8 protein-coding genes and 1 tRNA gene are annotated in these 9,349 nt (G+C 31.2%); 2 read left to right on the top strand and 7 right to left on the bottom strand.

The genetic code is table 11. From position 1 onward, the window contains the following. Positions 1-825: GYDIA family GHMP kinase (locus WBN21_RS05240; protein WP_424198231.1), on the top strand; the 825-nt coding region annotated here is incomplete at its 5' end. Between the two features lie 56 nt (positions 826-881). Here WBN21_RS05240 and WBN21_RS05245 read toward each other — a convergent pair. From WBN21_RS05245 to WBN21_RS05275, 7 genes are all read right to left on the bottom strand, one after another. After that, positions 882-3,011: a SurA N-terminal domain-containing protein gene (locus tag WBN21_RS05245; protein ID WP_424198232.1), complete on the bottom strand. Its 2,130-nt coding sequence runs from the start codon at positions 3,009-3,011 to the stop codon at positions 882-884. 265 nt (positions 3,012-3,276) lie between these two features. Beyond that, entirely contained in the window at positions 3,277-4,572 is a 1,296-nt protein-coding gene (locus tag WBN21_RS05250) for a hemolysin family protein (RefSeq protein WP_424198233.1), read from the bottom strand. Then, entirely contained in the window at positions 4,573-4,767 is a 195-nt protein-coding gene (locus WBN21_RS05255) for a hypothetical protein (protein WP_424198234.1), read from the bottom strand. Between the two features lie 136 nt (positions 4,768-4,903). Further along, a complete protein-coding gene (gene lptC / locus WBN21_RS05260; protein WP_424198235.1) occupies positions 4,904-5,458 on the bottom strand; it encodes an LPS export ABC transporter periplasmic protein LptC in 555 nt (184 codons plus the stop codon). Further along, positions 5,458-6,840, bottom strand: a complete 1,383-nt coding sequence (locus WBN21_RS05265; RefSeq protein WP_424198236.1) for a tetratricopeptide repeat protein — start codon at positions 6,838-6,840, stop codon at positions 5,458-5,460. The genes lptC and WBN21_RS05265 overlap by 1 nt, the downstream gene beginning before the upstream one ends. 18 nt (positions 6,841-6,858) lie before the next feature. Beyond that, positions 6,859-8,169 (bottom strand): hypothetical protein, encoded by a 1,311-nt coding sequence (locus WBN21_RS05270; protein WP_424198237.1) that lies wholly within the window; start codon positions 8,167-8,169, stop codon positions 6,859-6,861. Further along, positions 8,166-8,897, bottom strand: coding sequence for a type III pantothenate kinase (locus WBN21_RS05275; protein ID WP_424198238.1), 732 nt, complete (start codon positions 8,895-8,897; stop codon positions 8,166-8,168). The genes WBN21_RS05270 and WBN21_RS05275 overlap by 4 nt, the downstream gene beginning before the upstream one ends. 180 nt (positions 8,898-9,077) lie before the next feature. On the opposite strand from WBN21_RS05275, the gene WBN21_RS05280 reads away from it, so the two are divergent. Continuing rightward, positions 9,078-9,150: transfer RNA gene (locus tag WBN21_RS05280), tRNA-Phe, on the top strand. Positions 9,151-9,349: the final 199 nt, after the last annotated feature.

Consider the following 9,349-nt stretch of genomic DNA (forward strand, 5'->3'; position numbering starts at 1 on the left):
ATACCAACAAAATATGGACAATCTTTACCCGTTGAGTCCATTAATAAAAAAGTGTTGGGTTGGAAGAGTTTGGACGAGAAGGGAAACATTTGGTTTGGGCATGAATTTGAGTTAAAAAACGACGACATAATAATTTCTGCTGATTCTGATGATACCACAAAAAGGTTATCACAAATACTAAACGCTGCGAAAACGTTAAACCCGAATTTTTTAAAAACTGAAACAGGATTTAAGGTCACAACCTCGTTAACTTTCCCTAGAAAATGGGGTTTAGGAACATCTTCGACACTAATAAATAACGTGGCGCAATGGGCAAAAATAAATGCCTTTGAATTGCTACAACTTACTTTTGGTGGAAGCGGTTACGATATTGCTTGTGCGCAAAACAATACGCCAATTATTTACCAAACACTAAATAATAAAATCACAGTTAACCCTATAGATTTTAATCCTGAGTTTAAAGACCAACTATACTTTGTTTATTTAAATCAAAAGAAAAACAGTCGCGAGGGCATTTCTGCCTACAACTCCAATAAAACCAACTTAAACATTCCTGAAATCAATAGTATTGTAATGCAAATTGCAGAAAGTAAAACATTAGCGATTTTTGAAACATTAATTAATAAGCATGAAACAATTATTTCGAAAATCACAAAACAAAAACCAGTAAAGGAATTGTTGTTTTCGGATTTTGAAGGAAGTATTAAGAGTCTTGGTGCTTGGGGTGGCGATTTTGTTTTGGTTGTTTCACAACATCCTCCAAATGACTATTTTAATAATAAAGGGTATGATACTATCATCCCTTATTCTGATATGATATTGTAAATAAAAAAAGCCTCGATAATCGAGGCTTTTTTTATTATTTAATTTTTCAGGCTGATTTATTGAATTTGAGTCGAAGCTCTATTATCTTCAATTTCTGCAGCCTCTTTTAAAGCATTATATAATTTTGTATTAACGGAAGCAGCTTTTTGCTGTTCTACTCTATTTGCAGCTGCTTGATAGTTATCTAATGCAACGGCTGGTGTTATTTTAGTTACTTGTACCATATAAACACCATTTGTACCATCAATTAATTTTGATGTTTCACCTTCTTTTAATCCAAATGCAGCTCCAACAACCAAAGGCTCTCTTCCTCCTCCAGAAATAGTTGGGTTTTTCATGCTAACCCCATTAGAGGTTCTTACATTTGTTTTTTCAGCCGCAGCTAAATCTTCCAAAGAACTAACAGAAACTCTATCTCTTATAAGTTTTGCTTTCTTTTCCTTTCTAAGGATAGGTAATACTTTAGCAGTTGCATCATCAGCAGACATTAAACCTGCTTTATGGTTAGCTACTAATTGCGCAATAACATAACCATTATTTACATTAAAACGTTTAATATCTCCAACTTCAGCTTCTTTTTCAAAAGCCCAACGTACAATTGGTCTTTGATTTCCAACGCCTGGAATGGTTTCGTCTAAAATTTTAATTCCATTAACTGGTCTGATTACATACTTATTTTCTTTTGCTACAACTTCAAAATCTCCTTTACCTGCATTAATTTCAAAATTTGAAGCATCTCTAAATACTTTGTCAGTTGTTGTTTCAGAAGGTTCAATTTTTCTCGAAATAGTTCCAACTTGAATGGCTTTTGTTGTGTTTTTTTGTCCTTCAACCTCTATTATATGAAATCCAAATACTGTTTTCACAACCCCTAAATCACCTGTTTTTCCTTCAAATTCAAAATCATTAAATTCAGGAACCATGGTGTTATATGGATGCCAATCGTAACGTCCTTCTTTAGCAACACTTCCTTGATCAGAAGAAAATGCTGTAACAAATTCAGGGAATTTTGAACGATTACGTTTAAGTATAGTTAATAAACTATCAGCAGTTTTTTTAGCTTCTGCTTCCGTTTGAATTGTCTCTGGACCAGCGCTTTGAGCACCTTTAAAAGGAATTAAAATGTGTCGCACTTTAGCCGAATCTGGAATTTGTTTTACAGCTATTACTTTAGTTACTTTAAAACTACCGTCATGCTTATATGGTCCGTAAACTTCACCTTCATTTAAATTGTAGATAGCATCAGCAAATTCAGTTGGCAAGCTAGATTTAAAAACAAATCGTTCGTCAAATTTTATATCTGAAGCAGCAATTGAGTTAATATACTCTTCATTATTTTCTACTTTAGAAAAAGCAACAATAACATCTTTAGCTCCTCTTTCATCAACAAGTTGTCCATTAACATAAGCATTTAATTCTGCTTTTATAGCGTTTTCATCTTCTACAGAAGCGACTTCTTTAAATTCAACAAAACGAATATCTCTAGAAGCCTCAACTTTATACTGATTCTTATTTTCGTTAATATAGTTTGTTATATCAGATTTTGATACTTGAACAGTACTATCTGGAATAGTAGAAAAATTAACTTGTACATATTTAATATCTACTTTATTTCCTTCTAATTCGTAATCCAACTTACCTTCTGCAAGTGTACCAGTTAAACCAGCTTTAACCATATTGAAATAGTTTTGGTTTAATGCCGTTGAAGCAACTTGCTTTTCATAATTCACCCAACTCTCAAAACCTGCTGGTGAAGTTTCTTTTAGGTTAGCAATGTATTCATTCATTTTATTTTCATCAAAAAGACCTGCTTCATTTAAAAAGTTTTGGTTTGTAGCCAACGATGTTTTAAGCAAATCTCTCATTTGGTCTTTCTCAACCGAAATTTCAAGTTTATCAAACTGAGTTTCCATAACAGCTTGTCTTACTTCTTGATCCCAAACTCTATTCATAACTTGGGTATTGGTTGCACTAGGTCCCATTTGCCTTTGTAGTTGCTCTACTTTTTGCATAAAGTCTTCACGAGTAATATCTTTACCGTTAATAGTTGCAACAATATTTTGCGACTTAGAAGTTAAAGCATCACTATTTTTAAATAAATCTGCTAATACAAAAGAGAATAGCGCCAAGGCTATAATTAATATTAAAAAAAGTGAACGTTGTCTTATTTTATTTAAAACTGCCATTTGTAAATTAATTTTTTAAAATCCGTTGTTGGAATTGCTTGTTTAGTTGGTGTCAATTGAAATAAACTGATAAAAATATCGTGCGCGAAAATACCATTTTCATTTCAATAATAAAAGTGTTATCATGTTTTTTGTAGCACCGCTTGTTGTTAAGTTATTTTTAGTTTTAGAAGTAAGGGATTTTCGTTGATTTCGTGAATCTTATAACTTAAAAATAATGTAGAATATTTTTTTCTAGCCAAATCTTGAATCTAAAAACTTAGACTTAATCTTCGTCCAACAATTTAACCTCTACCAAATCAATTTTAGTGTTAGAAACTTCTAAAATTGTAAATTGAAAAATATCAATATGAACAATATCGTTTTGCGCAGGAATCTGTTCGGTATGATTAACAATCAAGCCTCCAAGCGTTTCATAATTCTCGCTTTCTGGAAGATTTATTTTATAAGTTTCATTAATATAATCGACTTCAAGTCTGGCTGAAAATTTATAAACGTCGTTTTCAAGTGTTTCTTCAATTAAATCTACCGAATCATGTTCGTCCTCAATTTCACCTAATAATTCTTCAACAATATCTTCAACGGTCATAATACCTGCCGTACCACCATATTCATCTAAAACTACCGAAATACTTCTACGCTTTTTAGTAAGCACACTCAAAACATCTTTAATAAGAACTGTTTCCGGAACATACTCAACAGGCATCATCATAGATTTGATATCCTTTGCTTTCTTAAACAGATCAAATGAGTGCACATAGCCTAAAACATCATCTATCGTGTCTTTATAAACCAATATTTTTGTTCGGCCCGTTTCAGTAAATAAGGCATTTAAAGATTTAACAGAATCATTAATTTCAACTGCTATAATTTCTGTTCGAGGAATCATAACCTCGCGTGCTTTTACTTCTGAAAACTCTAAGGCATTTTGAAAAATTTGTATTTCACTATCAACATGATCAAGTTCTTCAACAGATTCCATTTGCTCACTAATATAATTACCGAGTTCTACTTTTGTAAATGCCAGTTGAATTTGATCCCCTTCAGTTTTAAAAATTGTTTTAAGTACAAAATCTGAAATCCAAATTACAAAATCTGAAATAAAAGTAAATAATATAAAAAACGCATATGCTGGAATTGCTAATGCTTTAATTAAAGTATTCGAATAAATTTGAAAAAAAACTTTTGGTAAAAACTCAGCCGTAATTAAAATAACTATTGTTGAAATTATGGTTTGAGTTAACAAGCCCATAGTAACATCCGTTAAAAAATAATCTAAAAGTGGAAAAGAAGTTGGTACTATAGACTGAAACCAATCCACCAACAATTCACCCATTACAAATCCATAAATAACCAATGCAATATTATTACCAATAAGCATTGTTGTAATAAACTTTGAGGGTTTTGAGGTAAGTTTGGTTAGTGCTTTTGCAACCATGCCATGTTGCTTTTTTTCAATTTCAATATGAATTTTGTTTGAAGAAATGTATGCAATCTCCATCCCAGAGAAGAATGCTGAGAGAATTAATGATACAATTATGATAATAACATAAACGCTCATTTACTTTGAATTGTTTTTGTTTTCAAATTTGCTACTAAATTTTCTTCTAAAAAAATACATAAAAATAGCCAATGCTGATAATCCTAAAGAAATATATGCACCGTTTGTACCATTACCCCATTTTGAAATGCCATCATAAATAAATAATACTGCAAAAACAATATAAGCGTACTGAAAAATCTTAGAATATTTCATTTGATATAATGGTTGTTTTTTAAGAGTATAAAGATACTCAAATTTGAGAAAGGAAATTATATTTAGATTCTCATTTTTATAGGAATGACAATTTCAACTGAAACCTTGTTGTATACTTCAAGTAAAACTTTTTCAATTAATCTTCAATGGTAATAATACCTGTTACTTCAAGCACCTCGGCATTTGTGAATTTTGAATTAGAATCAAACCCATTTCCATTAATAATATCTTGATCTGTTTTGAAGCTAACTGGTTTATTTGTAGATAACCATTCTTTTTTCTTATCGTAAAACAATTGATCCGTTTTTAAAACCCTATTATCATGTGTAGTAATCACAACATTATCTTGCATATCAATTAAATCCGTATTAGCATATACAAAAGCATTGTCAGCTACTACTGTGCTTTTTTTATTATCCTTATCATAAATATATAATGTTACTCCATCTGTGAATTGATGAAAAGGAAAATCTCGATTAGAAAAATCTAACATTTTAGCACTTATCAAATTTGCAGAAACGCGTCCTGAATCGGTATATTTTGCGTTAATATTATAATCGACACCTATAGGTTCATTTTCTGAAATTCCTATTTTTTGCACTTGTTTAAAACTATCATTACAAGAAAAAAACATAGTCACAATAAATATTGTGACTATGTTTAAATTATTATATGAAATGTTTTTTTTCATTAGATATTCGGTACTGTTACAGAAGCTCCAATCCAACATCCAATACTAATTGATTGTCCAGCCCTTCCAGAACTAAATATCTCAGATTTTTGTGGTGCTTTAGCCATATAATTGGCTACTGACTGCGAAGCTGCTTTACTTAAGGTAGGATCAACACGTGCCGCTTTTCTAGCTTCATCAGCAGCTAACCAATATACTGCTCTTTTATCAAAATTAGAATCTCCACAGTTATTTGCACTAGCCGCGTACATTGCAGCAATTGCTATGTAAGGGCGACCATTTGATGGGTTAAGTTTTAAGGCTTCTCTGTAGTAACCTCTCGCTTTTCCATAATTACCTTTCGCTTTCAGTTTCGAAGCAATTCTGTAATATAATTTAGATTTCTTAAATCCATCTGATTCTAAACTAATTGCTTGCTCATAGAACTTAATGGCACCATTTGAATCTCCCTCTTTATCTTTTAGTAATCCTAAATAATATGCTGAATTTGCCGAAGGGCTAATATTATGATAAGCATTTACTAACTTAAAGAATAACGGATCATCTGTACATTCTTTTTGAGACATTTGACCAGCAGCTCGTTGTAACCAAATAGCATTACCTTTATTAGCTTCAAAATCTCTTTGGTAAATAGGAACTAAATTCTCACAATTTGCTCTTGGTCCTAATTTCCCATCAATACTACCTGAAATTTGATCGTATGCATTTAAGTAGCTTTCATAATACTTTTTATATTTCCCTTCCTTGCTTGTTAAGGCAGTACCAGCATCTTCTTTTTCAATAAGTCCATTTAACTTTTCAGAAAAATTCTTAACCTCGTCTTCAACTTTTTCAACAACATCATCATATTTATTAAACAAATCTGCAGCAGGTTTTTTACCAGCATCATACAAATCAACCATTAAAGAAAAATACGTATATAAACTTTTTGGATTTGTAAAAGTCTCTTTATCTAATTTGTAAGCAGCATCAAAAGCTGCGTACAAATCACCATCAGATTTATTTAACAATTCTCTATTGTCATACATTAATTGTGAAGCTTGTGCAGCATATTCCCCTTTTGGAGTTTTACTAGCAAAGTGCTCTCCCTTTTGTTCCCAAAGCTTTAACAGATCATTAATAAAAGCCACTTTTTCAACTCCAGTTGAGTTGTCAATTTTATGATCTAAAATCTTTTCACCATCTACATAAATGGCGTTGTTAAACTTTGGACATTTATTCCTTACATCCATCCAAGGCTCATAAGCGGCATCATAATTTTTTGCTTTTGTATATTCGTGGAATATTGAAAGCTTGGTCATACACTCTTCATCTTGTTGTGCAAATCCAAAGTTTACCCCAATAAAGAAAAAAGCTAGTAATAATGTAATTTTTGTTTTCATGATAATAATTTTGTCTTGTTAATCATACTTTCGTTTCTGGAACCATCTATCATTCAAAGATAAACTTAATTGTAAGGTAATAAAATTCTCTTGAATTAAATTACTATTTTTAGTTCCACGTTGGCCAAATTCAAATCCTAAATTAGCATTAGATAATAACCTTGCGTCTCCAACTGGTATACCTACTCCAAAAGATATGCCAAACTCTTTAATTGATTCACCTTTTATATTTAATCCAGTTTCTTCAGTTCTAAAACCTGCTCTGTAAACAGCTCTTTTCAAATAATTTCTAAATGAATTATATTCTGGAATATAGAATCCACCTATAGAAAAAGAAACAGCATCTTCGTATGAAGTTTCAGTATTATTACTAAATAAATCATTAGAGAATTTACTAGCCTTTAAAATAGTAGTTTCTGCCCCAATAAACCATTTTCTAGGTTGCCCTATTCCTGCACCGAAAGAAAATTTAGAAGGCAAAACTAAATCTGTTTCATCTAAGCCTGATGCTGTTAAGTCCGATTCAATAGTATTTCTAATACTTTCTCCACCATTAGTACCTAAGGCTATTGTGGAAATTGATCGTTCGTTTTTAGAGCTTAAATTACTTTCTGGTGAAAATGCTAAACTAGAAACTAGCTCTAATTTTTTATCAATCATAGTTTTATAAGATACTCCAAAATTTAAATTTAGTCCACTTAAATCTGATCGATTATTTTCTTTTGATTGATAATTTATGGGATTCCCATCAGAATATTGATAATTAATAATACCGTTTTGAATATTCCCAAAATTATATTGAAAATCGACTCCAATACTTAACCCTTTTGCTAATTGATAACCAAACCCAATAAAAGCTTTGTTTAGCCCACCTTCTCCTTCAAATTGGTTTTCTATATTATCATTGGCATCTATTGATTCTAATTTATAACCAACGGAAGTATATGGTAATAGCCCAAAACCAAAACCAAATTTCCCTAGCGGAATATTAATTGCTAAATAATTAAAAGTAGAAGATGTTGCATTGGCACTACCATTTGTACTTTCTAAATTGGTGCTTGAATAACTTCCTCCAACAGCAAATTTTACTGGCCGGCTTTCATCTCCCCAAGTCTCTAAATTTTCTCCAGCATAAGATGCAGGGTTGCGTAAGTTAACATGAATACTATCTGTATAAATACTTAAACCACCCATACTTCTATTCTCTACAGTCCCTTTAAATTTAAGGCTTCCAATACCATAAAAAGAATACGGCGACGTAGTTCCCTGCTGTCCATAACCGTGAATTGCTATTGCTGCAATAAAAACTAATACAAGTTTTTTTATCATTCGTTTGAGTTAAATTGTAAAATAAAGTTTAATCCCTCTAAAAGAAAATTAGGATTGGCAAATATGCTACTTTTTAATTGTTTAGACAAGAATTTAGCATCTCCACCTGTTAAAATTACTGTTAAATCTGAATATTTAAGTTTATAAGATTCGATGACACCATCAATTTCATTTAAAATACCATAAACAACACCCGAATGTATTGATTCTTCTGTTGAATCTCCCATAATTTGTTTAGGCATTTCTAATTCTAACAACGGTAAATTAGCAGTTAAATTATTTAATGATTTATAGCGCGTGCTAATACCTGGGGAAATAGCACCTCCCCAATATTCATTGTCAGAATTAATAAAATCATAAGTTACACATGTACCTGCATCAATGATAAGCACATTTCTGCCAGGAAACTGACCAATAGAACCACAAACAAGTGCAATTCTATCAACACCAAGTGTTTTAGGAGTTTTATAACAATTTTTAAAAGGAAGTTGTGTCTCAGAATTCAAAACCAATAATTCAAAATGCTTTTTAATTTCAGTTATATCCTTATTTTTAAGACTTCCAACGGATGAAACAATGGCTCTTTTAATGGAACCGTATTTCTCACTTATTAAATTAACTGCACCTATCAAATCGTCTATTTCAACAATAGTTTTATCAATAAGTTCATTACTTTTAAAAACAGCAAGCTTTACAAAAGAATTCCCAACATCTATAATTAAATTCATATTTTGAAAAAGTATAAAATTACAAAATGACTCTCAATAACTATTCCTAGTTTGGCTATAATATTAATTATAAATAAGTTAGTTCACCAACAATTAAAATTAATAGAAATAAAATAATTTTTTACATTTTTCTCTTGGCGAATAACAAAAATGAATTTATATTTGCAACCGCTTTGGCGAGGTACCTTAGCTCAGTTGGTAGAGCAAAGGACTGAAAATCCTTGTGTCCCTGGTTCGATTCCTGGAGGTACCACAAAAAAATCCCGAAACTTAGGTTTACGGGATTTTTTGTTTCTCACATATTTGTCTACTAAATATAGAATTGAAGATAATAATTTATGAAGTTTATTTGGGCGGGTTTTTAGGAAAAATAAAAACCGCGCTATCCGTTACAAGTTTTGTAAAACCATAAATGGAAGTTTTACAAAAGCTAACCACTACTATCGCTCCCG

Origin of the sequence: Algibacter sp. (genome assembly GCF_049667265.1) — a bacterium.
Lineage (GTDB): Bacteria > Bacteroidota > Bacteroidia > Flavobacteriales > Flavobacteriaceae > Algibacter_B.